Origin of the sequence: Paractinoplanes aksuensis (genome assembly GCF_024137025.1) — a bacterium.
Taxonomy (GTDB): Bacteria; Actinomycetota; Actinomycetes; order Mycobacteriales; family Micromonosporaceae; genus Actinoplanes; species Actinoplanes aksuensis.
This window is the reverse complement of the sequence record NZ_JAMYJR010000041.1, coordinates 121,516-146,063: the sequence shown is the minus strand read 5'-3', so window position 1 is coordinate 146,063 and position 24,548 is coordinate 121,516. Positions and strand designations below refer to the sequence as shown.

Sequence of the window (24,548 nt, the reverse complement as noted above, 5' to 3'; positions counted from 1 at the left end):
GTACCTACCGTCCAGTGTGTGGCGGTAGATACTTCGACCCGGAAGTCGGCGGCGGCAGCGCCCGCTCCGGGCAAAACGGCGCGGCGGCGTTCCTCGGTCGCCCTCAAGCTCTTCATGGCGGTGACCGGCCTGCTGCTGGTCGCCTTCCTGTACGCGCACATGATCGGCAACCTGAAGATCTTCTTCGGCCCCGAGACCTTCGATCACTACGCGCACTGGCTGCGGACCATCGGCAACCCGTTGCTGCCCGAGGCCTGGTTCCTCTACATCCAGCGGACCGTGCTGACCGTGGCCGTGATCGGGCACATCGTGGCGGCGACCATCCTGACCCGCCGGGCCCGGCAGGCCCGCCCGGTCAGGTACGCGCACCGGCCCAAGGTGCAGGGCAGCTACGCCGCCCGCACGATGCGCTGGGGCGGCGTGATCGTCCTGCTCTTCGTGATCTACCACATCCTCGACCTGACCACGCTCACATTGAACCCGCACGGCGTGCACGGTGAGGTCTACCGGAACGTCGCCGAGGACTTCGCGCCCGGCCGCTGGTACGTGACACTGTTCTACACGCTGGCGATCGTCGCGGTCGGCTTCCACCTGCGGCACGGGCTCTGGAGCGCGGTGCGCACCTTCGGCCTGCAGAGCCCGCGCGGCGAGTTCTACGCCCGCGCCACGGCCCTGGTGCTGTCGCTGGTGCTCGTCGTCGGCTACCTCTCGGTGCCCTTCGCGGTTCTCGTCGGATTGGTGGATTGATCATGGGTGACTTCTGGAACGACGGCGACCCGATCGTCGACACCGCCGCCCCCGAGGGCCCGATCGAGACCCGCTGGGAGCGTCGCAAGTTCAACGCCAAGCTGGTCAACCCGGCCAACCGGCGCAAGCTGACGGTCATCGTGGTCGGCACCGGCCTGGCCGGCGGCTCGGCCGCGGCGACGCTGGCCGAGGCGGGCTACCACGTCAAGTCGTACTGCTATCAGGACAGCCCGCGGCGGGCCCACTCGATCGCCGCCCAGGGCGGCATCAACGCCGCCAAGAACTACCGCAACGACGGCGACTCGATCTACCGGCTGTTCTACGACACCGTCAAGGGCGGCGACTTCCGCGCCCGCGAGTCGAACGTCTACCGCCTGGCCACGGTCTCGGTGAACATCATCGACCAGTGCGTGGCCCAAGGCGTGCCGTTCGCCCGTGAGTACGGCGGCCTGCTCGACAACCGCTCGTTCGGCGGCACCCAGGTGTCCCGCACGTTCTATGCCCGGGGCCAAACCGGTCAGCAGTTGCTGCTCGGCGCCTACCAGGCCATGGAGCGCCAGATCGGCCTGGGCAACATCGAGATGAACGCCCGGCACGAGATGCTCGAGCTGATCATCGTCGAGGGCAAGGCCCGCGGCATCGTCGTGCGCGACATGGTCACCGGCGAGATCACCACCGAGATGGCCGACGCCGTCGTGCTCGCCTCCGGCGGTTACGGCAACGTCTTCTTCCTCTCGACCAACGCCAAGGGCTGCAACGTCACCGCCTCGTGGCGGGCCCACCGCAAGGGCGCGCTGTTCGCGAACCCCTGCTACACGCAGATCCACCCGACCTGCATCCCCGAGTCGGGCACGCACCAGAGCAAGCTCACGCTGATGAGCGAGTCGCTGCGCAACGACGGCCGGGTCTGGGTGCCCAAGCGAGCCGAGGACTGCCAGAAGCCGGCCGCCGAGATCGCCGAGGAGGACCGCGACTACTACCTCGAGCGGATCTACCCCTCCTTCGGCAACCTGGTCCCCCGGGACATCGCGTCGCGCGCGGCCAAGAACGTCTGCGACGAGGGCCGCGGCGTCGGCCCCGGCGGCCTGGGCGTCTACCTGGACTTCGCCGACGCGATCAAGCGGCTGGGTCAGAAGGCGGTCGAGGCCAAGTACGGCAACCTGTTCGAGATGTACCAGCGGATCACCGGCGAGGACCCGTACCAGGTCCCGATGCGTATCTACCCCGCGGTGCACTACACGATGGGTGGCCTGTGGGTCGACTACGACCTGCAGTCGACCGTCCCCGGTCTGTTCGTCGTCGGTGAGGCCAACTTCTCCGACCACGGCGCCAACCGGCTCGGCGCGTCCGCGCTGATGCAGGGCCTGGGCGACGGCTACTTCGTGCTGCCGACGACGCTGGGCAACTACCTGGCCAACGGCCCGTTCGAGAAGATCTCTGAAGATCACGCGTCAGTAAAAGAAGCCCGCGAACAGGTCGAGGGCCGCATCAAGCGCCTCTTGGAGATCGACGGCGACCGCACGGTCGACAGCTTCCACCGCGAGCTCGGCCACATCATGTGGGAGTACTGCGGCATGGAGCGCACCGAGGAGGGCCTGACCAAGGCCATCGGGCTCATCCGCAGCCTGCACGAGGAGTTCTGGCAGCGGGTCAAGGTGCCCGGCACCGGCGAGCAGCTCAACCAGAACCTGGAGAAGGCCGGCCGGGTCGCCGACTTCTTCGAGCTGGCCGAGCTGATGTGCATCGACGCCCTGCACCGGCGCGAGTCGTGCGGCGGCCACTTCCGCGGCGAGTCGCAGACCCCCGACGGCGAGGCGCTGCGCCACGACGACGAGTTCAGCTACGTCGCGGCCTGGGAGTACGCCACCGGCGAGAGCGCCAAGCCCACCCTGCACAAGGAACAGCTCGAATTCGAGTACGTCCACCCGAGCACCCGGAGCTACAAGTAATGGACATCAAGGTACGGGTCTGGCGGCAGACCGACCCGGACACCGCCGGGAAGATGGTCACCTACGGCGTCAAGGACATCTCGCCCGACGCCAGCTTCCTCGAGATGCTGGACGTGCTGAACGAGTCCCTGATCCTCGACGGTGACGACCCGATCGCGTTCGACCACGACTGCCGCGAGGGCATCTGCGGCGCGTGCAGCATGGTGATCGACGGCGTGGCCCACGGCCCCGAGAAGGCCACCACGACCTGCCAGCTGCACATGCGGCACTTCAAGGACGGCGACGTCATCGACGTGGAGCCGTGGCGGGCCGCCGCCTTCCCGGTGATCAAGGACCTGGTCGTCGATCGCAGCGCCTTCGACGACATCATCGCGGCCGGCGGCTACATCACGGCCCCGACCGGCGCCGCGCCCGAGGCCCACGCCACCCCCGTGCCCAAGGTGGACGCCGACCTGGCGTTCGAGGCGGCCACGTGCATCGGCTGCGGCGCCTGCGTGGCGGCCTGCCCGAACGGCTCGGCGATGCTGTTCACCGCGGCCAAGGTGGCCCACCTGGGTCTCATGCCGCAGGGCCAGCCCGAACGCGACACCCGGGTCATCGACATGCTGCAGGCCCAGGACGACGCCGGCTTCGGCGGCTGCACCAACATGGGCGAGTGCACCCAGGTCTGCCCGAAGGGCATCCCGCTGACCCTGATCGGCCGCTTGAACGCGGACTACCGCCAGGCCGTACGCAAGAAGTTCTGACGCTTCTCCGCTCGGGGCCGGCTCCTATCGGGGGCCGGCCCCGATGCCGTTGTGGATGAACGTCGTCAGCGTCTCCAAAGCCTCGTCGTCCGTCGCCCACCGCTCGGCCAGGGCCGACACCAGCGTGGCGAAGATCGAGGCCAGCACGTACGGATCCCCGGGCGGATCGGCCTTGGCCATGTGCTCGGCCAGGTGCCGCAGGTCGGGCTCCATCAGCTGCCGGGACCGCTCGGCGAACCCCTCGTCGACGACGGCCGCCTGCCGCAGCGCCTCGACCACGGTGCGGTGCCGCCGATAGAAGTTCCAGTACGCCGCGACGTGATAGCGCACCGCCGCCCGATCCCGGAAGTCGTCGCTGTGCCCGGCCGCCGCCGCCGACTCGTCCCCCTCGACCAGCAGATCCGCCAGCAGCGCCTCGAGCAGTTGCTCCTTGCTCGCGAAGTGCTTGTAGAACGAGCCGGTGGCCCGCCCCGCCTCGGCCGTGATGTCCGTGATCTTGGCGTTGAGATAGCCGGTGCGCTCGAAGACCCGCACGGCGGCCGCCTTCAGTTCCGCCTCGGTCTGTGCCGCCTGCTGCTTCCGCACCCCTGCCACTTGACGCAGGCTATCAGTCACTCGTACGGTGAATCTATGTTCACTGAATTTGAATTCACTCTCATCGTGGGCGCCGGCCCGACCGGTCTCACCTTGGCCCGCGTCCTGCAACGGCACGGCGTCCCGTTCCGGATCGTCGAACAGTCCCCGGCCCTGCCCGCCGGTTCCCGGGGCAAAGGCATTCAGCCCCGTACGCAAGAGGTCCTGGACGACCTGGGCCTGCTGCCCGCCTTCCTGGCGACCGGCCGCGACTACCCCGAGCTGCTCATCCACCTTCCCGCCGGCGGCACAGCGACCCAGCGGATGGACGAGTGGCACGCCCCGACCCCGGCCGTGCCCCACCCGAACATGCTCATGCACCCGCAATGGCGCACAGCCGAACTGCTGGCCGACGGGATCCCGGTCGAGTTCGGCGTCGGCGTGGTCGAGCTGACCCCGGACGCCGTGACCCTCTCCACCGGCGAAGTGGTCCGCCCCCGCTACGTCGTCGGCTGCGACGGCGGCCGGAGCACCGTCCGCAAGGCGCTCGACGTCCCCTTCGAGGGCGAGTCCTTCCCGGCGGAACAGCTGATCATCGCCGACGTCCGGGTGCCCGGCCTCTCCCGCGACAACTGGCACATCTGGCCCGGGGCCGGCCAGCGCTCGCTCCGGCTCGGGCTGTGTCCCATGCCCGGCACCGACACCTTCCAACTGACGGCCCCGCCCTCGGACCAGCCGATCGAGCAGCTGGCCGAGTCGGTGGGCCTGACCATCACCGACATCGGCTGGCGTTCCCTGTACCGCGCGAACATCCGGATGGTCTCCCGCTACCGGTCCGGAAACGTCTTCCTGGCCGGCGACGCCGCCCACGTGCACTCCCCCGCCGGCGGCCAGGGCCTCAACACCGGCATCCAGGACGCCTACAACCTGGGCTGGAAACTGGCGTACGAGGACCTGCTCGACACGTACGAGGCCGAGCGCCTGCCGGTGGCGGCCGACGTGCTCGGCATCAGCACCCGCCTGCACCGCAAAGCGGCAACCGCCTCAGCCGACGCGATGCGCCGCGACGACCCCGCGCTGCGCCAGCTGGGCGTGAACTACCGGGGCGGCCCGCTCTCGGCCGAACACCGCGACACGCCGGGCACCGTGCAGGCCGGCGACCGCGCCCCAGGCCCGATCCTCGACCTGCTGCGCGGCCCGCACTGGACACTGCTGGCCTTCCACTGGACAGGCGACCTGCCCGCCCCCACGCCCGACTGCCACGTCCACCACATCACCGACCCGGCCGCGGCCACCGCCTACGACGCCCACGAGCCCACCCTGTTCCTGGTACGCCCCGACAACTACATCGGCTGCGCCACACACAACCCGCAGGACGTCACCGCCTACCAGCACCGCCTCCGAGCCCGCACCCCCGCGTGACGCCGCCGAGAAGTTCAACCCCGGCCGGAGCCCTCAGATCGATGCCCAGCGGCCGGATCCCGCCAATCGGAGCCCACCAACCCGAGCCCACCAACCGGAGCCCACCAACCGGAACCCACCCGCCCTGGGGGACCACCACCCTAGGGACAACGGCAAATTTCGCGCCCGAGTTTTCCACAGCCGCCCGCAACAGTGCCCGCGTTGTCCACAGGCACTACCTCCACGACCCGACGCAGGGCAGGCGCCCGGTCGGCACGTAACGCGAGCATCGAGGCGGCCGCGCCGAGCATCGCTCACAGTCCGTCAACAACGCGACCCCGACGGCGTGTAGCGCGAGTATCGTCCACAGGCCGCTAGCCCCGCGACACGACAGAGGGCACTCGGGCGGCCCGCAGCGCCATTGCCGCGGCGGCCGCACTGACCAGGGCGGCCAGCGCCAGCGGCACGACAGCGCCCAGGTGCACGGCAGCGGCCCCCAGCGGGATGCCGAGCGCCACGGGCCCGAACATCACCGTGTTGGAGGTGGCGGCGACCCGGCCGAGCAGATGCTCCGGGGTTCTGGTCTGGACGGCGGTGACGGCGGCGATCAGGGCCCAGACCAGCCCGACCCCGATCACCACGCTGCCGGCGATCATGGTCGGCCACCACGGCAGGGCCTGGAGCAGGCAACCAGCCGCGAAGATGGCAGCGCCGGCGGCGGCCACCGTGACCGGCCCTCGGCGGGCCAGCAGGCGCCCGATCACCAGCCCGGCCACGATCGAGCCGGCGCCCTGAGCCGTGCCGAGATAGCCGAGGTGAGTCGCGGGCCGGCCCAGATCATGGACCACATGGGCCAGGACGGCCGCGTTGGTCAGGCCCGACGCGCCGATCGCGGCCCCGGCCACGAGCACCGGATCGCGTACGGCCGGAACGCCGAACAGTGCCCGCAGACCAGGCCGGAGGCCGCGTTCGACCTGGGGCGCGGGCCGGACCGGGGCCAGCCGCAGCAGCGCGTAACAGGCGGCGGTCAGCAGCGGCATCGCGGCGCAGAGCACGACGACGGCGACGGGGCCGCGCCAGGCGTAGAGGGTGGCCCCGGCCAGCGGCGCCACCAGTTTCATGCCCTCCTGCGCGCTGGACCGCCAGCCGTTGACGTCGGCCAGGATCTTCGGGGACAGGGCCGACGGCAGGATCGCCGACTCGCCCGCGTCGCTCAGCACGTAGCTGACGCCCCGGGCCAGCAGCACGGCGAAGATCAGCCAGGCCGCCCCGGCCGACCGGACGGCCAACAGGGTCAGCAGCGCCGCGCCCAGGGCCAGGTCGACCCCGATGACCAGTGGGCGGCGGGGCAGGCGGTCGACCAGCGCGCCCAGCCACGGCGCGGCCAGGGTCGGCGCGTAGGTGCAGACGGCGGTGAGCGCGGCCAGGCTGACCGACCCGGTGAGGTCGAAGACCCAGATGCCGGCGGCCAGGGTCATGGCCGTGCTGCCGAACCCGGACAGCAGCGAGATCAGCACGAACAGGAGCGCGTTGCGCTGCATGACGCCTCCGAAGATTGAGTCGCGAGGACTCACATCCTTCAGAGTTGAGCGTCAATATGTCAATGCTTCGGTGACGCGGCGGCAAGCGCTGCCCGCACCCGGTCGACGGCCGCGCGGGTCGTGGCCGGCAGCGGGCGGCCCGCGGCGGCGTCCAGATCGGCGACCACCGCTTCGGCCAGCGCGAACAGGGCGCCGCCGGTCGCGTCGGGCACTGCGGCAAGGGTTTCCCGCACGAGAACGGCCCGCGTGAAGCGCCTGTCCCACCGGCCGTCGGCGCCCACCCGGCGATGCAGTTCCAAGGTCGATTTCCGCAGCTCAGCGAGCACTTGGCCATACTCGTCGGGGGTGGCCGGGACCGGCCGCACGGCCGCTACCAGGCGCAACCGCCGCTGTTCGGCGGCCTGCCGGCTGCCCAGTCCGAGCGCGGTGGCGATCTCACCCCACGTGGCGCCCTCGCGCCGGGCCCGGTCGATGAGGTCGAGCTCCTCGGCGTCGAGTCGGGCCCGCGCGGCGGGCACGGCTCGGAGGTCGGTCAGGTCAGCCACCGGCCCAGCCTAGCAAGTGTCAACGTTTTGTTGACAACCTCAGACCGGACGCAGGGATTTCAGCAGGGCGATGTCGGCCGCGTGACCCTCGTGCTCGACCGACGGCGTCTCGACGATGACCGGGATGCCGGCCGTTGCGGGGTGCGCCAGCAGCTCGGCGAAGGGCGCCGACCCGATGCGGCCCTGGCCGATCGTCTCGTGCCGGTCGCGGGTGGAGCCGCACTCGTCCTTCGAGTCGTTGGCGTGGATCAGCTGGAGCCGGCCCTCGCCCACGGAGGCGACCAGGGCGTCCAGCGTCTCCGTCATGCCGCCCGGGGTCGCCAGGTCGTGCCCGGCCGCCCACGCGTGGCAGGTGTCGAAGCAGACGCCCAGGCGCGGGTGATTGTCGACGGCGTCCAGATACCGGGTGAGGTCCTGCACCTTGGAGGCCAGACTGCGGCCGCCACCGGCACTCGGCTCGACCAGCAGCTGGGGCATGTCGTCGCGGTCGAGCAGCGGCAGCAGAGCCTCGCGCAGCTGGTGGAACGCCTTGTCGTCGTGCGCCTCGTCGACCGAGCTGCCCGCGTGGAAGACCACCGCGGAGGCGCCGATCGCCTGGCCCCGCTCGAGCGCGTGGGCCAGCACGGCGATCGACTTCTCGACGGTCAGCTCGGTCGGCGAGCCCAGGTTCACCAGCAGTGACGCGTGGATGAAGGCCGGGATCGCGCGCTCGCCGATGCCGTCGCGGAACAGCACGTCCTGCTTGGGGTCGCCCGGCGGCAGGGCCCAGCCGCGCGAGTTCGACACGTACACCTGAAGGGTTTCGGACTTCGCGGCGTCGACGTACGGGAGGGCGGCCTTGGCCAGCCCACCCGACGTCTTCGTGTGCGAACCGATGCGGCTCAGAAGCACTGGATCGCTACCTCGGTCTGCGGCTCGACCTGGGTGTTGCCGCCCGGCTGCTGACTGCGTACGAAAGCATTGGGGTTGAAGTCGATCCGGACGCGCAGGCCGAGTCCCTCGAGGGCGGCCCGGGCGTCCTGACACGGCTGGTTGGTCAGGTCGGGCACGGTGACCAGCGGCGGGCCCTTGCTGACGTCGAGGGTGACCTCGTCGTCCTTGGTGGCGCCGGTGCCGGACTTGGGCGTCTGCCCGATGACCGTGTCCTTGGGCTGGTCGCTGTCCTTGTAGCGCTCGGACGCGGTCAGCCCCAGCTTGGCCAGCTCGTCGCGGGCCTCGTTGATGTTCTTGCCGTTGAGGTCGGGCACCCGGATCGGGGCGCGGCCCTTGCTGAGCGCCACCGTGACGGTCGCGCCGCGCTTGAGCTGCGTGCCGGTCTTGGGGTCGGAGGAGAGCACCGCCCCCTCGGGCACGGTGTCGCTGTACTGCCCCGAGCCCTCTTTCAGCTTGAGGTTGAGCTGCTCGAGCTCGCCCCGCGCGGCGGCCAGTTCGAGGCCGGCCAGGTCGGGCACGGCGAAGCGTTCCGGGCCGAGCGACAGGTTGACCGTGATCACGCCGCCCTTGACGACCTTCCCGTCGGGCGCGGGATCCTGCGAGACGACCGTGTCCTTCGGGACGGACTCGCTGTAGGCGCCGTCGCCGTAGAACAGCTCGAAGCCCTGCTGCTGCGCGCTCAGCTCGACCTGGGCCTTGGTCTGGTTGATCAGCGAGGGCGCGTCGGTGTAGCGGCCCAGGGTGACCCACCAGGTGCTGCCGATGACGACCAGCACCATGACCGCCACGGCGGCCGACAGCAGGATGCGCCGCCGGTCGGGGCCCTCGCTGCTGCCGCGTCGCGACGAGCGCGGGAGCCGGCCCGCGGTGTATTCCTGGCCGCGCGGGGCGGCCTGGTTGGGCAGCCGGGCCCACGGCGGCCGATCGCCCGCGCCGATGGCGGGCACCACGGTGGTGGCGTCGGCGACCGGAGCACGCGTGGGCGGCACCTGACGCAGCAACGCGGTCTCGACGTTGGCCGCGCCGAGATCGTCGCGGACGGTCTGCACCTCGGCCAGGAGCGCGCCGGCGTCGGTCGGCCGGGCCCCCGGGTCGCGCCGGGTGGCCCGCGCGGTGAGGTCGTCGAGCACCGTGGGCAGACCCTTGACCAGACCCGACGGGGCAGGGACGTCGTTGTCGACGTGCTGCCAGGCCACCGCCACCGGGTCGTCGCCGTCGAACGGCACCCGGCCGGTCAGCATCTCGAACAGCACGATGCCGGCCGAGTAGACGTCGGTGCGGGCGTCGGCGTGACCGTCGGTCACCAGCTCGGGCGCGACGTAGGCCACGGTGGCCATGAGCTGCCCCGGCTCGTCGGCGCTGCTGGCCTCGACGGCCCGCGCCAGCCCGAAGTCGGCCACCTTGACCACGGCGTCGACCAGATTGGCCACGCCCCCGCTGGGCGCCTCGGCGACCAGCACGTTCTCGGGCTTGACATCCCGGTGCACGAGGCCGGCCCGGTGGGCGGCGGCGATCGCGGCGAGCATCTGCTCGAGGATCGCCAGGGCCTCGACCGGGCTGAGCCGGCGGCGCTGGGTGAGCAGGTCGCGCAGGGTGTTGCCCTGCACGTACTCCATGACCAGATAGGGCAGGCCCTGGTGGCGGCCCTGGTCGTACACGGCGACGACGTTGGGATGGGTGAGCCGGGCGATCGTCTTGGCCTCGTCGGTGAACCTGTCCACGAAGTGGGCATTGGTCGCTTGCGACGGGTGAATGATCTTCAGAGCGACGGTGCGCTCGAGTCGTTCATCAGTGGCGGTGTAGACGGTCGCCATGCCACCACGGGCCACCCGACCGGTGATCCGGTAGCGGCCGTCAATCGTCGTGCCGATCAACGTGTCGGCGACTGTGGTGTCCATCGGCGTGAAGTGTATGTGTCTTTCGCGTGGGGGCGATCCAGGATGTCATAGCTGAGTCCAAACGGGTACGGAGGCATGCGTCACCTCCGCCCGAACCGCACCGGCAAAAGCGGATTTAGTGGTGCCGCCGATGCCGCTTCCCGTCCCAGGAACGGCTCGGCGACGGCGAGGCCGAGGCGTCCGCGGACTCGCTCGGCGACGGTCCGGCGCTCGCCGAGGAGGACGGTGAGGGGGACAGCGACGGGGTCGGCGACGGCGGAGAGGTGGGCGCGGTCGGCGTCGGCACGGGCGGCTCGCAGTGACATTCCGGACTTGCCGGTTTTGTGGTCCGGATCGGACTCTTCGCCTGGACCGGGGGCGGCACAGCGGCGGCCTGCGGTGGTTGCGGCGCGGCGGGCGCCGGCGGTGGCACGGCCACCCCGGCCGGCGAGCGCGGGACCGCCACTGTGGTCCGCCCCGCGGTCGCGGCCCGGGACGACGGCCCCATCCCGACGGTGGTGGTCACCGCGACCCGCGGCGCCAGCGTGTCGGCCGCGGCCGGCTGCTCCGTCATCAGCGAGCCGAGCCCGTTCACCACGACCAGGTACGCCCCGGCCGCCCCGACCACGGTCAGCGTCCCGAACACGGTCATGGCCACGGCCCGGCGCGGCCGCCGGGCCGGCGGCGCCGGATCGGGCTCGACCAGGCCCTCCAGGCCCCAGGTGCCCATCCCGGTCGAGGTCACGTCCGGTCCGCCGGCGGGTGGCCGGACCGGTTCCCGGCCCAGGTCGTAGCGCAGCGAACGCCACGCTCCGGCCACTTCCGTGCGGGTCCTGCGCAACACGCTCATCGGGTTCCTTCTCCGCTCTCGTACGCTGTGGGGGTGAGCGATTCCGTTACCGCCGGACCGGCCGAGTGGGTCACCCTGCCCGACGTCTCCGCGAAGCTCGATGTGTCGATCAGCAAGGTGCACCAGATGATCCGCGACGGGCACCTGCTCGCGGTGCGCCGTGACGGCATCCGTGTGGTGCCGGCCGACCTGGTGGCCAACAGCACAGTGCAGAAGCACCTCCCCGGCGTGCTCAACTTGCTGCGCGACGCCGGGTACAACGACGAAGAGGCCCTCCGGTGGCTGTACGAGCCGGATGAGGCACTCGACGGGAACGCCGCGAAGGGCCTCGGCGGCGACCGTGCCCGCGAGGTGAAAAGGCGCGCTCAGGCGCTGGGCTTCTAGACCGTACGGCGGGTCGCCGCGTCGGCGAGGCGGTGCAGGACGTCCCGCGCCTCCTCGTCGATGGCCACCGCGTCCAGCGCGGCCAGGGACGCCGTCATCAGCTCGCCGATGCGCCGCTCGGTCGCGGCCAGGGCGCCGCTCTCGCGGATCAGCCCGCGCAGCCGGGTCACGCCGTCGAGGCTCAGGCCCTGGTCGCCCAGGCCGGCGTCCAATTCCGTACGCCCGGAGTCGTCCAGACCGGCGAAGGCCGCCGCCACCAGATAGGTCCGTTTACCCTCGCGCAGGTCGTCGCCCGCCGGCTTGCCGGTCCGGTCCGGGTCGCCGAACACGCCCAGGACGTCGTCCCGCAGCTGGAACGCCTCCCCCAGCGGCAGCCCGAAGGCCGAGTATGCGGCCGACACCTCGGCCGGCGCCCCGGCCAGCGCCGCGCCCAGCAGCAGCGGCCGCTCGACCGTGTACTTGGCCGACTTGAACCGGGCCACCTTGCCCGCCCGGTCGAGCGACGTGTCGGCCGTGGCCTGGGTCAGCACGTCCAGGTACTGCCCGACGGTGACCTCGGTGCGCATCTCGTCGAAGACCGGCCGGGCCCGGGCCAGGTCGTCGGGCGCGACCCCCGAGGTGTGCAGCAACTCGTCCGACCAGACCAGGGCCAGGTCGCCCAGCAGCACCGCGGCGCTGTCGCCGAACGCGGCCGCCCCGCCCCGCCAGCCCGCCGCCGTGTGCCGGGCCTCGAACCGCCGGTGCACCGAGGGCTCGCCGCGCCGGGTGTCCGAGCGGTCCATCAGGTCGTCGTGGATCAGCGCGCTGGCCTGCACGAGCTCGAGCGCGGAGACGGCCGCCACGAGCTGGTCGGAGTCGGGCCCGTGGGCGCCCCGGAACCCCCAGTAGGCGAACGCCGGTCGCAGCCGCTTGCCCCCGCCGAGCACGAAATCCTCGAGCGTCTCGGCCACGGCGACCAGCGCGGGGTCGATGCCGGTGAGACGGGAACGCTGCTCGGCCAGGAAGGCGGCCAGCGCCTTGTCGACGCGGGCACGCAGGTCAGCGGCTTCGAGGGGGGAGGTCACGGGACGACGCTAACCCACGCCGTCGGTACAGTCTTCTTGTGGCTCTCGGACTCCCTTCCCGCCTTCCCGGCATTCCGGCTATCGGCGAGCTCATCCGTGGGGGCGTTCCGACGTTCTCGTTCGAGTTCTTCCCGCCCAAGACGCCCGAGGGCGAGCGCCTGCTGTGGCGCGCGATCCGCGAGCTCGAGTCGCTGCGGCCCAGCTTCGTCTCGATCACCTACGGCGCCGGCGGCACCACGCGCGACACGACGGTCGCGGTGACCGAGCGGGTCGCCACCGAGACCACCCTGCTGCCGATGGCCCACCTGACCGCGGTCGACCACTCGGTGGCCGAGCTGCGCAACGTCGTCGGCCGGCTGGCCGGGGCGGGCATCCGCAACGTGCTCGCGGTGCGCGGCGACCCGCCCGGCGACCCGATGGGCGAGTGGGTCCGCCACCCGTCCGGCGTGTCGTACGCCGAGGACCTCGTGCGCCTGGTCAAAGAGTCGGGCGACTTCAGCGTGGGCGTGGCCGCGTTCCCCTACAAACACCCGCGCTCGGCCGACATCGACACCGACACTGCCCATTTCGTACGTAAATGCCGGGCCGGGGCCGATTTCGCGATCACGCAGATGTTCTTCGACGCCGACGAGTACCTGCGCCTGCGCGACCGGGTGACCGCAGCCGGCGGGGACACCCCGATCGTCCCCGGGGTCATGCCGGTGACCCGCATGGCCACGATCGAGCGCTCGTCGCAGCTCTCCGGCGCCCCGTTCCCGCCCGCGCTGCTGGCCCGCTTCGAAAAGGTGGCCCACGACGAGGCCGCGGTGCGCGCGCTCGGGGTCGAGGTGTGCGCCGAGATGTGCGCCCGCCTGCTCGACGAGGGCATCCCCGGCATCCACTTCATCACGCTCAACCGGTCGACCGCGACGCGCGAGGTGTGGCAGCTGCTGGCCCCCTCGGACGTGGCCGCCGCCGCGTAGCCCCCGTGCGCTGGGACGACTACGCCGCGGCGTGGTCCGAGCTGCACGGCGGCTTCGACCCCCGAAAGGCCAATTTCCTCGTACGAGGCTGGGTGCGCATCGCGTATGCCGTCGGCTCGTGGCTGGCCCGCCGGCGCGTCGGCCCGATGTCCGTCACCACCGCGGGCCTGCTGATCTGCCTGGCCGTGCCCGCCTCGGTGGCCGCGCTCGACCGCGTCGGCCTGTTCCTGGCCGCGGTCGTCGTGCTGGTGGCCGCCCTGGCCGACGGCCTGGACGGCGCCGTGGCCGTGATCACCGACCGGGCCACCCGCCTCGGCTATGTCTACGACTCGGTGGCCGACCGTCTGGGCGAGGCGGCCTGGCTGGTCGCCTTCTGGCTGGCCGGCGCACCCGGCTGGCTGGTCGTCACGGCCGGCGCCGCAAGTTGGCTGCAGGAGTACGCCCGGGCCCGCGCCACCGCGGCCGGCATGTCCGAGATCGGCGTGGTCACCGTGGCCGAACGCCCGACCCGGGTCCTGGTGGCCATCTTCGGCCTGCTGGCCGCCTTCGCCTGGGCCCCTCTCATCACCGCTGCCGCCGCGGTCTGGCTGGCCCTGGCCCTGGTCGCCGGCACCCAACTGCTGCTCGCGATCCGCCGCGCCCTAACGCCCTGAACAGGAATTTCTCGAATTTCCGCACCCCCGCCCATCCCTAACCCCCTCCCTCCCGGGGCGTGGTGGTTGACCTTACGGCTTGTCAAGAACGGGGCGGCGAGTTGTCCACAGGTCAGCCCGGCCAGTTCTCCACAGGCATCCGGGTGATCGTAAATCGGTTGTAACGACCGCCACACCGACCGTACCGTTGTCCACATCGGAGCCGCCGGGTCGGCGGCGGGCCGGCACGGGGGCAAGTCCGCTGACCGTCCCGGCCCCGAATCATCCGGTTGCGGATGATCCCGCGTTACCCTGGATCGGTGTCCGCCCCCGAACGCACCGAACGCGACGTCACCGGCCTGCTCAACATGGCCGGCCACGCCCTCTCCAACCGCCTTTCGGCCGCCCTGGCCGACGTCGACCTGACCGCGCGCATGCAGTGCGTGCTGATTCACGCGTTGGAGCAGGAGCGCACCCAGATCCAGCTGGCCGCGCTGGCCGATCTCGACAAGACCACCATGGTCAGCACGGTCGACGATCTGGAGCGCCGCGGCTTCGCCGAGCGCCGCCCGTCGGCCACCGATCGCCGGGCCCGGGTCATCGTCGTCACCGAGAAGGGCCGCCTCGCCGCCGAGGAGGGCCAGCGCATCGTCGACCGCGTGCATGCCGACGCCCTGAGCAGCCTGCCCGACGCCGCCCGGGCCGCCTTCGTCGAGGCCCTGGGCCAGCTGGCCGACACGACGCGCGACCCCGGCCCTCAGCCCGTCCGCCGGGCCCGCGGCCGATAGAAGGGTCGTAGCCAGTCCACCGGGCTCGCGGTCGATAGAAGGGCCGTAGCAGATAGTCCCGTAGCAGATTATCTGTTACGGTCGGGCCATGGTTGCTTCTTCTCCGAAAGAGCGCGCGGGGGCCCTGGCCGTCCTCTGCGCCATGTCCCTGATGATCGTCCTGGACAGCACGATCGTGGCCGTGGCAGTGCCGGACATCCAGCGTGACCTGGGCTTCTCCGACGCCGGCGTGGCCTGGGTGGTGAACGGCTACCTGGTCGCGTTCGCCGGGCTGCTGCTGCTCGCGGGCCGCCTCGGCGACCTGGTCGGGGCCTGGCGGGTCTTCCTGGCCGGCCTAGGCGTCTTCACCGTCGCCAGCCTGCTGTGCGGGTTCGCCCCCACCGCCGGGGCGCTCATCGCCGGGCGGTTCCTGCAGGGTGCGGGCGGCGCGCTGGCCGCGGCCGTCGTGCTCGGCATGATCGTGCGGCTCTACCCGGAACCCGCCGGGCAGGCCCGCGCGATGGGCATCTACAGCTTCACCCAGGCCGGCGGGGCCGCGGCCGGCTTCGTGCTCGGCGGGGTGCTGACCGACGCGGTCGGCTGGCCCGTCATCTTCCTGATCAACGCGCCCATCGGCCTGGCCGTATGGGTGACGGGCCGGCGCCTGCTCCCCCGCGAGACCGGCCCCGGCCTGCGTCAGGGCCTCGACCTGCCGGGCGCCCTGCTGATCACCGCCGGGCTCTCGCTGGCCGTGTACGCGATCATCAGCGCCGCCCCCCTCGCCGCCGCCGCGGCCGTGCTGCTGCTGGCCGGCTTCGTGCTGCGCCAGCACCGGGCCCGTCGCCCGCTGATCGAGCTGCGCGTCCTGTCCCGCCCGTGGTTGCTGATCGCCAACGCGGCCGTCGTGCTGGTCTTCGCCACCGGCATGGGCTTCCAGTTCCTGAACGCCCTGTTCGTACAGCGGGTGATGGGCTACGACGCACTCGGCACCGGCCTCGCGTTCCTGCCCACACCGATCGTGATCGGCCTGATCTCACTCTTCGTGGCGCCCCGCCTGACCGGCCGCTTCGGCCCGCGTCCGGTGCTGATCGGCGGCCTGACTGTGCTGCTGGCCGGTCTGCTCCTGCTGCACCGCATGCCGGTGGCCCCGTCGTACTGGGCCGACATGTTCCCGCCGCTGGTCATCATGGGTCTCGGCGTGGGCGTCACCATCCCGTCGATCATCATGCTGGCCATGGCCGGCGCCGCCCCGGCCGACACGGGCATGGTCTCCGGCTTCAGCAACACCGCCCAGCAGGCCGGCGGCGCCCTGGGCCTGGCCGTCCTGGCCGCCGTGGCCGCCGCCCGCACGGCCGGCCAGGACAGCGCCGCCGGACTGCACGCCGGCTACACCCTCGCTTTCCTGGTCGCCGCCGGCTTCGTCCTGGCCGCCCTGCTGATCGTTGTCCTCGCTCTGCGCCGCCGTCCCGAGCGGGTGCCCGCGGCCGTGGCTAGGGCCGAGCCCTGCCCGGCCTGAGCCGCCGGCGCACCTGAGCACGTCGAGCGCCCGTTCCAGGCTCATCCGCAGGGCGGTGGTGCGGTGCGGGTCATCCTCCAAGAACGCCTCCGGCTCGGTAAAGGTTGGGGGCAGGTATTGTTCCTCCCCGGCCTGGGGAGGCGAAGCGAGTGGCACAACTGCATTTCCGGTACGCGGCGATGAACAGCGGCAAAAGCACGATGGTGCTGCAATACCGGCACACCTACGCTGCCTGCGGCCGCACCGGTCTGCTGATGACCCGTCTCGACCGGGCCGGCGAGGGGATAGTCTCGTCCCGCATCGGCCTCAGCGCCGACGCCATCGAGTTCGGGGCCGACACCGATTTCGCCCACTTCGTCATGGCCCATCCCGGCGCCCGGGTCGACCACCTGATCGTCGACGAGGCCCAGTTCCTCTCGGCCGAACAGGTCGACCAGCTGGCCTGGCTCGTCGACGACCAGGACATCGACGTGTTCACCTTCGGCCTGCTGTCGGACTTCCGCGGCGAGCAGTTCACCGGGTCGGCCCGCCTGGTCGTCCTGGCCGACATCGTCGAGGCGCTGCAGGTCTATCCGATGTGCTGGTGCGGCCAGCCGGCCCGGATGAACGCGCGGGTCACCGACGGCGTGATGGTCCGCGACGGCGACACCGTGGTGGTCGGCAACACCGACCCGGACGCCGAGGTCAGCTATGTCGTGCTGTGCCGCCGCCACCACCGCGCGGGCCGCCCCTACTCCCCCGCCCCGGCCGTCACCCTGGTCGGCTGATCGGGCGGCCATCGAGGACGACGGGTTCGACCGGCAGATCGCCGGCCAGCAGTGCCGGTAGCAGCGTGAGCAGGCCGCGGGGCGAGAAAAGGTCGTCCGACGTGATCATCTCGGCCACGCTCCACCAGCGGAACTCGCCGACCACGTCCGTGCCGCACGGTGCGAAGGCCGGCACCTGGACCAGGAAGTAGTCGTTGATCACACCGTCCCAGCCGGGCACGTAGTCGACGCCGGGCGTCTCGCGGTGCCAGACGTGCGGCGGCGCGCCGTCCAGGTCGAGCCCGGTTTCCTCGGCCAGTTCGCGCCGCAACGCCTCCAGCAGCGTCTCGCCCGGCTCGATACCGCCGCCGGGTGGCACCCACAACGTGGCGTCACCCAGCGGCGTCGCGTAGAGCAGCAACCGGTCGTCCGGATCAACCACCAGCCCGCGTACGGAGTGCCGCAGCCTCACGCCGACCGCAGCAGCCCGCTCAGCACGTCGATCGTCCGGTCGAGCCCGTCGTCGTCCACGTCGAGGTGGGTGATGACCCGGGCGATCGACGGCAGCATGGGCGATATCAGTACGTCCTGCTCGGCCGCGCGCGCGGTCAGGGCGGGCGCGTCGAGCGAAGACTTGGACAGGTCGAGCAGCACGATGTTGGTGCGGACGGCGGCCGGGTCGACCACGCCGTACGGCGCCAGCGCCTCGGCCAGCCGGCGGGCCCGGGCGTGGTCGTCGGCCAGCCGGCCGATGTGGTGCTCGAGGGCGTGCAGCCCGGCCGCGGCCAGGATGCCGACCTGGCGCATGCCGCCGCCCAGCCGCTTGCGCAGCACCCGCGCCCGCGCCATGTTCTCGCGGCTGCCGATGATCAGCGAGCCGACCGGCGCGCCCAGCCCTTTGGACAGGCACACGGACAAGGTGTCGAACAATTCTCCGTACGCGGGAAGCGGAACTTCGTCGGCCACGGCCGCGTGCCAGATCCGGGCACCGTCACAGTGGAGGCCGACGCCCGATTTTTCCGACAGGTCGCGCAGCGAGCGCAGCGTGGCCAGCGGCACTACCGTGCCACCACCGAGGTTGTGCGTCTGCTCGACGGCCAGCGCCCGCGTCGGCACCGACGGATAACCCATCGGCCGGATCATCGCCGCGATCTGCTCGACATCGAGATCGGCGCCGACCGAGGGCCACGTACGCGTGGAGATGCCGCCGATGGCGGCCGCCGCCCCCAACTCGTACGTCACGACGTGCGCGTCCCCACCGGCCAGCAACTCGCCCCCGGCCGGCACGTGCAGCTGCAACGCGATCTGGTTGGCCATCGTGCCCGAGGGCGCGAACAACGCCGCCTCGTGCCCGAACATCTCGGCCGCCCGCGCCTCGAGCCGCAACACCGTCGGATCGTCACCGAAGACGTCGTCGCCCACCTCGGCGTACGCCATGGCCTCGCGCATCGCAGGGGTGGGCCGGGTGACCGTATCGGACCGCAGATCAACCACGAAGCATCTCCGCGACCAGGAACGCGAGCTCGAGGCTCTGCTGGGTGTTCAGCCGGGGGTCGCAGGCCGTCTCGTAGCGGTCGGGCAGGTCGAGATCCTCGATGCCCTGCGCGCCGCCGAGGCACTCGGTGACGTCCTCGCCGGTCAGCTCGATGTGGATGCCGCCCGGGTGGGTGCCCAGGCCGCGGTGCACCTCGAAGTAGCCCAGCACCTCGTCGACGATCCGGTCGAAGTGGCGGGTCTTGTAGCCGTTGGACGACTCGTGCGTGTTGCCGTGCATCGGGTCGCACTGCCACACGACCTTGGCCCCGGCCGCCGTCACCTTCTCGACGATCGGCGGCAGCGCGTCGCGGACCTTGCCGTTGCCCATCCGGCTGATCAGCGTGAGCCGGCCCGGGATGTTGTCGGGGTTGAGCTTCTCGCACAGCTCGATCGCGGTCTCGGGCGACGTGCCGGGCCCGAGCTTGACGCCGATCGGGTTGGCGATCCGGCTGATGAAGTCGATGTGCGCGTGGTCGAGCTGGCGGGTGCGCTCCCCGATCCACAGGAAGTGCCCGCTCAGGCCGTACGCCTTGCCGTCGCTGACCCGGGTCAGGGCCCGGTCGTACTCGAGCGCCAGCGCCTCGTGCGAGCAGTACAGGCTGACCGTACGCAATGCTTCGCTGTCGGTCATGCCGCAGGCCCGGATGAAGTCGAGAGCGCGGTCGATCTCGCGGGCGATGGCGTCGTAGCGCTCACCGGCCGGCGAAGCGCGCACGAAGTCCTTGTTCCAGTCGTGCAGGCCGTGCAGGTCGGCCAGACCCCCGGCCAGGTACGCCCGCAGCATGTTCATGGCCGCGGCCGAGTTCGCGTACGCCCGGATCATGCGCTGCGGGTCGGCCACGCGGGCCGCCTCGGTCGCCTCGAGCGAGTTGATCAGGTCGCCGCGGTAGGCCGGCAGCCCGAGCGAGTCGGTCGGGGCGGAACGCGGCTTGGTGTACTGCCCGGCGACCCGCGCGACCTTGACGACGGGCATCGAGGCCCCGTACGTCAGCACGACCGCCATCTGCAGCAGCGTGCGCGCGTTGGCCAGCAGGTGGCTCTCGGTGTTGTGGTCGAACGTCTCGGCGCAGTCGCCGCCCTGGAGCAGGAACGCCCGCCCCTCGCAGACGTCGGCCAGCTTGACCCGCAGCTGGTCGACCTCGTACGGCGCGACGATCGAGGGCACGTTGTCGAGCACCTGGCAGACCGAGGCGACCTCGTCCAGGTCCGCCCACGGCGGCATCTGCACCCGGGGCAGGGTGCGCCAGCGGTCGAGGCCGAGCGCCTCGTCCTCGGCGGAGTCGGTCGACGGGCGGGAGGTCTGCAGGGCCGAGTTGCCCACCCCCGGGTAGCTGAGCTGATGCCACTCTCGCTGCATATCCCAAGCGTACGGAAGCGGGGCACCAGGCTTGCGCCCGGTGCCCCGCTTCACTGAGGAGATGAAGGACTAGAGGTTGTTCTTGATGGCGCTGATCAGCTCGCCGTTGCTGGTGTCGCCGGAGAACTCCCAGAAGAAGGCTCCGCCGAGACCCTGCTGCTTCACGTAGGACATCTTCCCGGCGATGGTCGACGGGGTGTCGTAGCTCCACCAGTTGCTGCCGCACTTGGCGTACGCGGTGCCACCGACAGTGCCCGTGGCCGGGCAGCTGTTCTTGAGCACCTTGTAGTCCTCGATGCCGGCCTCGTAGGTACCCGGGGCCGCACCGCTGGCCGAGCCGCCCGGGGCGGCCTGGCTGACGCCGGTCCAGCCGCGTCCGTAGAAGCCGATGCCCAGCAGCATCTTGCTGGCCGGAACGCCCTTGCTCTTCAGCTTCTGGATCGCCGCGTCGGACCAGAAGCCCTGCTGCGGGATGCCGGCGTACGAGTTGAGCGGCGAGTGCGGGGCGGTCGGGCCCTGCGGGGCGAAGGCGCCGAAGTAGTCGTACGTCATCGGGAAGACCAGGTTCAGCTTCGAGATGCCGGCCGCGTAGTCGGCCACGTCGAGCTTGCCGCCGTTGGAGCCGTCGGCCGAGATGGCCGAGGTGACCAGGAAGTTATTGCCGAACTTGTTCCGGACAGCGGTGATCACGTTGTTGTAAGACGCGGGGCCGCTGGCGTCACAGGACAGGCCACAGGCGTTGGGGTACTCCCAGTCGAGGTCGATGCCGTCGAAGACGTCCGACCACCGGGGGTCCTTGACCAGGTTGTAGCAGGAGTTGGCGAACCCGGTCGGGTTGGCCGCGGCCTGGGTGAAGCCACCGGACCAGGTCCAGCCGCCGAACGACCAGATCACCTTGAGGTTCGGGTACTGCTTCTTGAGCTTGCGCAGCTGGTTGAACGAGCCGCGCAGCGCGCCGGTGTCCCACGTGTCGGCGACGCCGTCGACGCTCTCGGCCGCGGAGTAGGCGCGGTCGTAGTCGGCGTACGAGTCACCGATCGAGCACTGGCCGCCGGTGGTGTTGCCGAACGCGTACAGGATGTGCGTCAGCTTGGCCGCCGAGCCCGACGTGACCAGGTTCTTCACGTGGTAGTTGCGGCCGTAGACGCCCCACTCGGCGAAGTAGCCGACGACGTTCTTGCCACTGGCGCCGGGCGGGGTGGTCGGCGGCGTGGTGGGCGGCGTCGTCGGGGGCGTCGTCGGCGGGGTGGTGGGGGGCGTGGTCGGGGGCGTGGTGGGGGGCGTGGTCCCGCCGCAGACACCGTTGTCGATCCAGACGGCCCACTGACTGCTGTTCGTGGCCGGAGACTCGTTCTGAGTCCACCACTTGGCGGTGTAGTTGTGGCCGTTCTGAGAAGCCTGGTTGTCCTTGACGTAGACGGCGGTGGAGGACCACGCGGGGGCACAGGCCGCAGCGGCGGACGCCTGGGTCGCCGGGATCGCGCCGGTGGCGGCCACCAGCACGATCGCCGACGCCCAGGTGGCGCGGCGGAGGGATTTCTGCACTGGGTCTCCTCATGGAACAGTTAGGAAACTTTCCAAAAAGTTCGTTGGGAGTGACCGTAGTCATAGCCATTCACAATCGTCAAGATGTCCCGGCGGGATTGCCCGAACGCTTAACTTTCCCGTCACGGCCGCTACGGGGTGCACACTGACGGATACAGCGCGTAGTCTGCGAACATGACCATCTCCGACGCTGTAGTCACTGAGGCCACACGCCGCCGATGAGCATCCGTGTGATTGGAGTCGATGCGTACGCCCTCGGCTGGGTCGGTGTCGAGCTGCGCGACGGCTCGTTCGGCCGGGCCGTCCTGGCCTCCACGTTGTACGAGATCGTGGCCGGCAGCTCCGGCGCCTCGGTCATCGGCGTGGACATCCCCCTCGGCATGTTGCCCGACCGCTGGCGGGCCGCCGACACCCTGGCCGCCGACCAGCTCGGCCCGCGCCGCGGCAGCGTGTTCCGGGTGCCACCGCGCGCGGTGTGGCAGGAGCCCGAGTTCACCACGGCCAACCGGCTCTGCCGCGAGCTGACCGGGGCCGGGCTGAGCCGGCAGTCCTGGGCCCTGCGGCCCAAGCTGCTCGAGGCCAACGCGATCTGGGAACGCCATCCCGGTCTGCTCTTCGAGGCGCACCCCGAGGTCTCGTTCCGCACGATGGCGGGCGAACCCCTGCAGTACGCCAAGAAGACGTGGACCGGTCAGGCCCGGCGGCGCGAGCTGCTGGCCCGCAACGGCATCGTGCTGCCCGACCAGATCGGCCCGGCCGGTCAGGCCCCGCCCGACGACATCCTCGACGCGGCCGCCGTCGCGTGGTCGGCCCACCGCATGGCCACCGGCACGGCCCTGAGCCATCCCAGCCCGCCCGAGGAGAACAACGGCAGCAAGATCGCTATCTGGTACTAGCGGCGATGTCCCGGGCCCGGTCGCGGGCCGCCTCGAGGGCGCTGAGGAACGCCGCGCGTACGCCGTTGGCCTCGAGCTGACGCAGCGCGGCGGCCGTGGTGCCGGCGGGTGAGGTGACCGACTCGCGCAGCAGGGCCGGGTGCTCGCCCGAGTCGCGCAGCATGACGGCCGAGCCGACCGCGGTCTGCACGGCCAGGTCGGCGGCGACCGTGCGGGGCAGGCCGAGATGCACGCCGGCCTCGATCATCGACTCGACCACCAGATAGAGGTAGGCCGGGCCCGAGCCGGAGAGCGCGGTCACCGCGTCCTGCTGATACTCGGGCACGCGGAGCGTCCGGCCGATCGGCTGGAAGATCTCTTCCGCCGTGGCCACGTGTTCCTCGGTGGCGTGCGCGCCCGCCGACAGCACCGACATGGCCTGGTCGACCAGGGCCGGGGTGTTGGTCATGACCCGCACGACGGGAACGCCGTCGGGCAGCCGCTCGGCGAAGAAGTTCGTGGGCAGCCCGGCGCAGAGCGAGACGACGAGCTTGTCGGCCGTCACCTTGGCCCCGACCTCGGCCAGCAGCTTGCCCGCGTCCTGCGGCTTCACGCCGACCACCAGCACGTCGGCCTGGGCCACGGCGGCCTCGTTGGACAGCGGGCGGATGCCGTAGCGCTCGGCCAGCTCGGCCGCCCGCTCGGGCCGCCGCGCGGTGGCCAGCACCTGGTCGACAGGCCGCCCTGAGCGCAACAGCCCGGCCAGCACGAGTTCCCCCAGCTTGCCCGTCCCCAGCACGGCGACGCTCATGTCCGGCCCCTTTCGACACGTAAGGGGCGACCAGCATGGCCGCCCCTTACATCAACTACAAGATCATCAGCTTCCGAAGAAGACTTCGGCCTCTTCGTAGCGCGACAGCGGCACGGTCTTGAGCTCGCCGGTGCCCTCGGCCAGCGGGACGCGCACGATGTCGGTGCCCCGCAGCGCCATCATCTTACCGAAGTCACCCTCGTGAACGGCGTCGATGGCCTGCAGGCCGAAGCGGGTCGCGAGCACCCGGTCGAACGCGGTCGGCGTGCCACCGCGCTGGATGTGACCGAGGACGACCGTGCGGGCCTCCTTGCCGGTCTTCTCCTCGAGCTGCTCGGCCAGCCACTGGCCGATGCCGCCCAGGCGGACGTGGCCGAACGAGTCGAGCTCCTTGCTCTGCAGCGCCATCTGGCCGTTGAGCGGCTGGGCACCCTCGGACACGACGACGATCGGCGCGTACTCGACCTGGAAGCGCTTGGTCACGTACGTGGCCACCTGGTCGACGTCGAACTCGCGCTCGGGGAGCAGGATGACGTTGGCGCCACCGGCCAGGCCGGCGTGCAGCGCGATCCAGCCCGCGTGGCGGCCCATGACCTCGACGACCAGCGTGCGGTGGTGCGACTCGGCCGTGGTGTGCAGCCGGTCGATCGCCTCCATGGCGATGTTGACAGCGGTGTCGAACCCGAACGTGTAGTCGGTCGCGTTGAGGTCGTTGTCGATCGTCTTGGGCACGCCGACCACGTTGACGCCCAGGTCGTTCAGCTTGGTGGCGACGCCGAGGGTGTCCTCGCCGCCGATCGCCACGAGCGCGTCCACGCCCTGCTCGGCCAGGTTGGCCTTGATCTTCTCGACGCCACCCTCGATCTTGAACGGGTTGGTGCGCGAGGAGCCCAGGATGGTGCCACCCCGGGGCAGGATGCCGCGGACCTCGGCGATGCCGAGCGGCTTCGTCAGACCCTCGAGCGGGCCCTTCCAGCCGTCGCGGAAGCCGACGAACTCGTGACCGTAGGCGGCGACGCCCTTGCGGACCACCGCCCGGATCACCGCGTTGAGACCGGGGCAGTCGCCGCCGCCGGTGAGCACGCCGATACGCATGTTGCTCGTCCTCCCTGTAACGGGGTTATCGCAAGAAGCTGTCGAGCCCGTCGAGCCCCAGGGAGAATGTGTCGGCAGCGCTGCCGTGCCCGGGGC

24 protein-coding genes are annotated in these 24,548 nt (G+C 71.1%); 11 read left to right on the top strand and 13 right to left on the bottom strand.

Annotated elements, in window-relative coordinates:
* The first annotated feature begins 18 nt into the window (after nt 1–18).
* From M1L60_RS36580 to M1L60_RS36570, 3 genes are read left to right on the top strand one after another with little or no spacing between them, the layout of a single operon-like run.
* The gene (locus tag M1L60_RS36580) at nt 19–747 is read left to right on the top strand and encodes a succinate dehydrogenase cytochrome b subunit (RefSeq protein WP_308208589.1); all 729 of its coding nucleotides are present in this window, start codon (nt 19–21) and stop codon (nt 745–747) included.
* A gap of 2 nt (nt 748–749) precedes the next feature.
* Nucleotides 750–2,696, top strand: coding sequence for a fumarate reductase/succinate dehydrogenase flavoprotein subunit (locus tag M1L60_RS36575; RefSeq protein WP_253242133.1), 1,947 nt, complete (start codon nt 750–752; stop codon nt 2,694–2,696).
* A complete protein-coding gene (locus M1L60_RS36570) occupies nt 2,696–3,442 on the top strand; it encodes a succinate dehydrogenase/fumarate reductase iron-sulfur subunit (protein WP_253242132.1) in 747 nt (248 codons plus the stop codon). The genes M1L60_RS36575 and M1L60_RS36570 overlap by 1 nt, the downstream gene beginning before the upstream one ends.
* A 24-nt stretch (nt 3,443–3,466) precedes the next feature.
* On the opposite strand, the gene M1L60_RS36565 is transcribed toward M1L60_RS36570, so the two are convergent.
* The gene (locus M1L60_RS36565) at nt 3,467–4,036 is read right to left on the bottom strand and encodes a TetR/AcrR family transcriptional regulator (RefSeq protein WP_253242131.1); all 570 of its coding nucleotides are present in this window, start codon (nt 4,034–4,036) and stop codon (nt 3,467–3,469) included.
* Nucleotides 4,037–4,072: 36 nt separating this feature from the next.
* Here M1L60_RS36565 and M1L60_RS36560 point away from each other — a divergent pair, with 36 nt between their 5' ends.
* The gene (locus tag M1L60_RS36560) at nt 4,073–5,437 is read left to right on the top strand and encodes an FAD-dependent monooxygenase (protein WP_253242130.1); all 1,365 of its coding nucleotides are present in this window, start codon (nt 4,073–4,075) and stop codon (nt 5,435–5,437) included.
* Between the two features lie 353 nt (nt 5,438–5,790).
* On the opposite strand, the gene M1L60_RS36555 is transcribed toward M1L60_RS36560, so the two are convergent.
* From M1L60_RS36555 to M1L60_RS36535, 5 genes are all read right to left on the bottom strand, one after another.
* The gene (locus M1L60_RS36555) at nt 5,791–6,957 is read right to left on the bottom strand and encodes an MFS transporter (RefSeq protein ID WP_253242129.1); all 1,167 of its coding nucleotides are present in this window, start codon (nt 6,955–6,957) and stop codon (nt 5,791–5,793) included.
* Nucleotides 6,958–7,016: 59 nt separating this feature from the next.
* Nucleotides 7,017–7,502 (bottom strand): hypothetical protein, encoded by a 486-nt coding sequence (locus tag M1L60_RS36550; RefSeq protein ID WP_253242128.1) that lies wholly within the window; start codon nt 7,500–7,502, stop codon nt 7,017–7,019.
* 39 nt (nt 7,503–7,541) lie between these two features.
* Nucleotides 7,542–8,393, bottom strand: coding sequence for a deoxyribonuclease IV (locus M1L60_RS36545; protein WP_253242127.1), 852 nt, complete (start codon nt 8,391–8,393; stop codon nt 7,542–7,544).
* A complete protein-coding gene (pknB, locus tag M1L60_RS36540) occupies nt 8,384–10,333 on the bottom strand; it encodes a Stk1 family PASTA domain-containing Ser/Thr kinase (RefSeq protein ID WP_253242126.1) in 1,950 nt (649 codons plus the stop codon). The genes M1L60_RS36545 and pknB overlap by 10 nt, the downstream gene beginning before the upstream one ends.
* Nucleotides 10,334–10,448: 115 nt before the next feature.
* Nucleotides 10,449–11,162 carry a hypothetical protein gene (locus tag M1L60_RS36535; protein ID WP_253242125.1) on the bottom strand — a complete coding sequence of 238 codons (714 nt, stop codon included), beginning with the start codon at nt 11,160–11,162 and terminating at the stop codon, nt 10,449–10,451.
* 33 nt (nt 11,163–11,195) lie between these two features.
* Here M1L60_RS36535 and M1L60_RS36530 point away from each other — a divergent pair, with 33 nt between their 5' ends.
* On the top strand, nt 11,196–11,546 hold the full coding sequence (locus tag M1L60_RS36530) for an Rv2175c family DNA-binding protein (protein WP_253242124.1): 351 nt from the start codon (nt 11,196–11,198) through the stop codon (nt 11,544–11,546).
* Here M1L60_RS36530 and M1L60_RS36525 read toward each other — a convergent pair.
* On the bottom strand, nt 11,543–12,610 hold the full coding sequence (locus M1L60_RS36525) for a polyprenyl synthetase family protein (protein ID WP_253242123.1): 1,068 nt from the start codon (nt 12,608–12,610) through the stop codon (nt 11,543–11,545). The genes M1L60_RS36530 and M1L60_RS36525 overlap by 4 nt on opposite strands.
* A 38-nt stretch (nt 12,611–12,648) precedes the next feature.
* Between M1L60_RS36525 and metF the strand changes: the two genes are divergently transcribed.
* The 5 genes from metF to M1L60_RS36500 all read left to right on the top strand — a co-directional run bounded on the left by metF (nt 12,649) and on the right by M1L60_RS36500 (nt 17,254).
* Complete coding sequence (metF, locus tag M1L60_RS36520) at nt 12,649–13,572, top strand: methylenetetrahydrofolate reductase [NAD(P)H] (RefSeq protein WP_253242122.1); 924 nt, start codon at nt 12,649–12,651, stop codon at nt 13,570–13,572.
* 5 nt (nt 13,573–13,577) lie between these two features.
* The gene (locus M1L60_RS36515; protein WP_253242121.1) at nt 13,578–14,225 is read left to right on the top strand and encodes a CDP-alcohol phosphatidyltransferase family protein; all 648 of its coding nucleotides are present in this window, start codon (nt 13,578–13,580) and stop codon (nt 14,223–14,225) included.
* Nucleotides 14,226–14,524: 299 nt separating this feature from the next.
* On the top strand, nt 14,525–14,992 hold the full coding sequence (locus M1L60_RS36510) for a MarR family winged helix-turn-helix transcriptional regulator (RefSeq protein WP_253242120.1): 468 nt from the start codon (nt 14,525–14,527) through the stop codon (nt 14,990–14,992).
* Between the two features lie 88 nt (nt 14,993–15,080).
* Nucleotides 15,081–16,487 (top strand): MFS transporter, encoded by a 1,407-nt coding sequence (locus M1L60_RS36505; RefSeq protein WP_253242119.1) that lies wholly within the window; start codon nt 15,081–15,083, stop codon nt 16,485–16,487.
* Nucleotides 16,488–16,636: 149 nt separating this feature from the next.
* Nucleotides 16,637–17,254 (top strand): thymidine kinase, encoded by a 618-nt coding sequence (locus M1L60_RS36500; RefSeq protein ID WP_253242118.1) that lies wholly within the window; start codon nt 16,637–16,639, stop codon nt 17,252–17,254.
* On the opposite strand, the gene M1L60_RS36495 is transcribed toward M1L60_RS36500, so the two are convergent.
* The 4 genes from M1L60_RS36495 to M1L60_RS36480 form a co-directional block, all read right to left on the bottom strand.
* Nucleotides 17,238–17,705 carry an NUDIX domain-containing protein gene (locus tag M1L60_RS36495; protein WP_253242117.1) on the bottom strand — a complete coding sequence of 156 codons (468 nt, stop codon included), beginning with the start codon at nt 17,703–17,705 and terminating at the stop codon, nt 17,238–17,240. The genes M1L60_RS36500 and M1L60_RS36495 overlap by 17 nt on opposite strands.
* The gene (locus tag M1L60_RS36490) at nt 17,702–18,727 is read right to left on the bottom strand and encodes a threonine aldolase family protein (protein ID WP_308208588.1); all 1,026 of its coding nucleotides are present in this window, start codon (nt 18,725–18,727) and stop codon (nt 17,702–17,704) included. The genes M1L60_RS36495 and M1L60_RS36490 overlap by 4 nt, the downstream gene beginning before the upstream one ends.
* On the bottom strand, nt 18,720–20,126 hold the full coding sequence (locus tag M1L60_RS36485) for a class II 3-deoxy-7-phosphoheptulonate synthase (RefSeq protein ID WP_253242116.1): 1,407 nt from the start codon (nt 20,124–20,126) through the stop codon (nt 18,720–18,722). The genes M1L60_RS36490 and M1L60_RS36485 overlap by 8 nt, the downstream gene beginning before the upstream one ends.
* Nucleotides 20,127–20,195: 69 nt before the next feature.
* On the bottom strand, nt 20,196–21,671 hold the full coding sequence (locus tag M1L60_RS36480) for a glycosyl hydrolase family 18 protein (protein WP_253242115.1): 1,476 nt from the start codon (nt 21,669–21,671) through the stop codon (nt 20,196–20,198).
* Nucleotides 21,672–21,889: 218 nt separating this feature from the next.
* Here M1L60_RS36480 and M1L60_RS36475 point away from each other — a divergent pair, with 218 nt between their 5' ends.
* On the top strand, nt 21,890–22,567 hold the full coding sequence (locus M1L60_RS36475; protein ID WP_253242114.1) for a DUF429 domain-containing protein: 678 nt from the start codon (nt 21,890–21,892) through the stop codon (nt 22,565–22,567).
* Here the strand turns inward: M1L60_RS36475 and proC are convergent.
* Together proC and M1L60_RS36465 are read right to left on the bottom strand one after the other, a co-directional pair.
* Nucleotides 22,554–23,357, bottom strand: coding sequence for a pyrroline-5-carboxylate reductase (gene proC / locus M1L60_RS36470; RefSeq protein ID WP_253242113.1), 804 nt, complete (start codon nt 23,355–23,357; stop codon nt 22,554–22,556). The genes M1L60_RS36475 and proC overlap by 14 nt on opposite strands.
* Before the next feature lie 66 nt (nt 23,358–23,423).
* A complete protein-coding gene (locus M1L60_RS36465) occupies nt 23,424–24,452 on the bottom strand; it encodes a 6-phosphofructokinase (protein WP_253242112.1) in 1,029 nt (342 codons plus the stop codon).
* Between the last annotated feature and the right edge of the window lie 96 nt (nt 24,453–24,548).

Bases quoted from the DNA above. Each gene is read 5' to 3' on its own strand.
- pknB (WP_253242126.1), bottom strand. From the start codon at position 10,333: ATGGACACCACAGTCGCCGACACGTTGATCGGCACGACGATTGACGGC.
- M1L60_RS36570 (WP_253242132.1), top strand. From the start codon at position 2,696: ATGGACATCAAGGTACGGGTCTGGCGGCAGACCGACCCGGACACCGCC.
- M1L60_RS36485 (WP_253242116.1), bottom strand. From the start codon at position 20,126: ATGCAGCGAGAGTGGCATCAGCTCAGCTACCCGGGGGTGGGCAACTCG.
- M1L60_RS36465 (WP_253242112.1), bottom strand. From the start codon at position 24,452: ATGCGTATCGGCGTGCTCACCGGCGGCGGCGACTGCCCCGGTCTCAAC.
- M1L60_RS36475 (WP_253242114.1), top strand. From the start codon at position 21,890: ATGAGCATCCGTGTGATTGGAGTCGATGCGTACGCCCTCGGCTGGGTC.
- M1L60_RS36535 (WP_253242125.1), bottom strand. From the start codon at position 11,162: ATGAGCGTGTTGCGCAGGACCCGCACGGAAGTGGCCGGAGCGTGGCGT.
- M1L60_RS36575 (WP_253242133.1), top strand. From the start codon at position 750: ATGGGTGACTTCTGGAACGACGGCGACCCGATCGTCGACACCGCCGCC.
- M1L60_RS36555 (WP_253242129.1), bottom strand. From the start codon at position 6,957: ATGCAGCGCAACGCGCTCCTGTTCGTGCTGATCTCGCTGCTGTCCGGG.
- M1L60_RS36560 (WP_253242130.1), top strand. From the start codon at position 4,073: ATGTTCACTGAATTTGAATTCACTCTCATCGTGGGCGCCGGCCCGACC.
- proC (WP_253242113.1), bottom strand. From the start codon at position 23,357: ATGAGCGTCGCCGTGCTGGGGACGGGCAAGCTGGGGGAACTCGTGCTG.
- M1L60_RS36505 (WP_253242119.1), top strand. From the start codon at position 15,081: ATGGTTGCTTCTTCTCCGAAAGAGCGCGCGGGGGCCCTGGCCGTCCTC.